Source organism: Methylomonas subterranea (assembly GCF_024505185.1).
In the GTDB taxonomy this organism is placed as follows: Bacteria; Pseudomonadota; Gammaproteobacteria; order Methylococcales; family Methylomonadaceae; genus Methylomonas; species Methylomonas subterranea.
Map to the genome: position 1 here is coordinate 1 of NZ_JANIBJ010000081.1, position 2,790 is coordinate 2,790.

A 2,790-nucleotide genomic window follows, 5' to 3' on the forward strand; every position below is an offset into this window, starting at 1 on the left:
CGGCTGGCGCCGCGCCCGTCGACGGGGTCTGCAATTGCAGCCATTCGGTGGACAGGGTTTGGTCGTTGGCCAACAACACGCAGCGCTCCAGCACGTTGCGCAATTCACGGATATTGCCCGGCCAGTCGTAAGCTTTGATGGCCTGCCAGGTGGCTTCCGGAATGATGTGGACGTTTTTGGCCGTTTTACGGTTGCAGGCGGCGATAAACTGCGGCACCAACTGCTCCAGGTCCTGCTTGTGCTCCCGCAGCGACGGCACGCGGATGTTGATGACATTCAAACGGTGGTAGAGGTCGCGGCGAAACTGGCCGGCGGCCACTTTTTCCACCAAATCCAGATTGGTGGCGGCTATGATTTGCACGTCCACGCTGATTTCTGTTTCGCCGCCCAGCCGGCGGATACGCAAATCTTCCACGGCTTTTAGCAGCTTGCTTTGCAAGTCCAGGTCCATCTCGCCGATTTCGTCCAGAAACAAGGTGCCGGTGTGTGCCTGTTCGAACAAGCCGCGATGGCGCTTTCTGGCGCCGGTGAAGGCGCCTGCCTCGTAACCGAACAATTCCGCTTCCAGCAATTCGCGCGGTAGCGCGGCGCAGTTGATTTCCACCAGCGGCGCATTGGCGCGCGCGCCGGAATAATGCAGAATTCGCGCTATCATACCCTTGCCGGTGCCGGTTTCGCCGCTGACGATCAGGCTGGAAAACGGTACGTTCACCACTTGTTTCAGCATGCCGCGCAAGGCTGCCATGGCCGGACTGTTGCCTATCAGGCTGTCGATACCGTACTGGCTGTTTTGGGCGGCGGTTTGCAGTTGTACCCGCCGCTGGGCGCGGGCGCTACGGGCGGCGCCTTCCACCAGCAGATTGAGTCTGTCCAGCGAACAGGGTTTTTCGATGAAATCGTAGGCGCCCAGCCGCAGCGCCCGCACCGAATCGGCCACGCTGCCGTAACCCGTCAGGAAGATCCATTCGCTGCCGTCGATTTCCGGCTTGAGCTTTTCCAGTAAATCCAGGGCATTGCCATCCGGCAGATTCATGTCCGACAGTACCACCAGTGGGTCGAGACTTTGCTCGCGCAAGTGGCTTTCGGCTTTTTCCACGGAATCCACCACGCTGACTTCCCAATCGGCCTTTTTGAAATAGCGGGCCAACTCGGCGCCCAGCAGGGCTTCGTCTTCAATGATCAGCAGGGTATTTGTCATCATGGCGGTTTCTCGTGGTGTTTCGCGAAGTCGGATCAAGCTGGGCTCAGCGGCAGCGACAACGTGACACAGGCGTGTCCGTCCGGATTGTTGGCCAGTTTGAGTTGACCTTGCATGTCTCTGACAAAACGTTGCACCATCGCCAAGCCCAGGCCGCTGCCTTTTTCCTTCAAGCTGACGAAGGGACGTATGCCTTGCCGCAACAATTCCGCATTGAAGCCGCCGCCGCTGTCGGTGACGCTGACCCGCAAATGTTGCGCCGTCCGGCCGACATCGACCCTCACCGTGCCGGGCCGTTCGCCTATGGCTTGCGCGGCATTTTGCAACAAGTTTAACAATACTTGGCGGAACTCGGTTTCGGGCAGCACGGCAACGATCTCGTCGTCGGCGCTTAACTCGAAACGGATGCTGTCCGATGCCTGATAGCCGAGCAGGGTGATCAATTCCCGAATGACAGTGTTGACCGGGATGGCCCGGGCGGTTTCGCCGCTATTGCGGGCATTGCCGAGCAAGTCGTTGAGATGGTTGGTCAGTCGCTGTACTTCCCTGTGCAACAGGCCCAGGCGCTCGCGGAAATCGGGGTCGGTGGATTCCGCCCGCATGTTTTCCAGAGCCACCTGAATCACGGCCAAGGGATTACGCAATTCATGCGCGGTGCTGGCCGCCATTTCGGTCAGGGCCGCCAGACGTTCGGCCTTGGCCAGACGCTGGCTTTGTTCGAGTAATTTGTGGCTGGTTTGGCGAACCTGGCTTTCCAGTTTGTTGGTGTAGTCGAGATGGCTTTGTTCCAGTTCGATCAAATGCGCGACCAAGTGGTTGTAGCGCTCGAACAAATCGTTGATGACGGGGTCTGGGCTGGAGATCCGTATGGGTTGCTTGACACCTTCCGCCAGACCCGACAATAACACCCGCAAGGCTTCCAGGGGTTCCAGCACGTTATTGCGGAAAAAATATTGACCTATCCAAATCAATATCAACGGCAATACCACGGCCAGTTGCAGTTCCAGTTGGCTGTCGGTTTCCACGCCGATCAGAAGCTTTTCCTCTTCGACGGTTTGTTGGTTCAAAACCGCTTGAATCAGTTCCACGGTATCTATCATGGAGCGGGCGTCGCCATGGATGGCTTGGCCGAATTTGGCCTGCAGGTTTTGTAAGTCCAGCGACACGTTGAACTCGCTGCTATCCAGGTGTTCCAGTAAATCCAGCAGGCGCGATTCCAGTTCCGCTGTTTGATCCGCCGTTTGGGCCGGGTCGTTCTGATGCAAGGCTATCTTGGATTGCAATTGCAGCAATTCGAATATGGTTTCCTGCAGCCTGTGACCCTTGCCTATGTCGGTTTGTATGGTCTGGATGCGCTGATGGTTTTGCCAAGTCAGGCGACCGATGGCGATCAATTCGCCAAGTACCAGCAGGCTCATGATCAGAGTGACGAAAATGATGGGTCTGAGCAGAAGTCGGCGCATGGTGGGAGGGCTTGGGTCGGTGGCGGGGATGCGCCGATTTTACGCGGTCGGGTCGGATAAATGTGAATTCGGATGCGGTGCGCCTATCGGCTGGCATGACTGCGGCCAGCGCCGAAGGCTTAGCCTTCG

The 2,790-nt window shown here is 57.7% G+C and carries 2 protein-coding genes; both read right to left on the reverse strand.

Annotated elements, in window-relative coordinates:
• The coding region (locus NP590_RS20335) for a sigma-54-dependent transcriptional regulator (protein ID WP_371927347.1) at nt 1–1,201 on the reverse strand (1,201 nt) is incomplete at its 3' end.
• A gap of 32 nt (nt 1,202–1,233) precedes the next feature.
• Nucleotides 1,234–2,661 carry a sensor histidine kinase gene (locus NP590_RS20340; RefSeq protein ID WP_256604574.1) on the reverse strand — a complete coding sequence of 476 codons (1,428 nt, stop codon included), beginning with the start codon at nt 2,659–2,661 and terminating at the stop codon, nt 1,234–1,236.
• Nucleotides 2,662–2,790 lie beyond the last annotated feature (129 nt).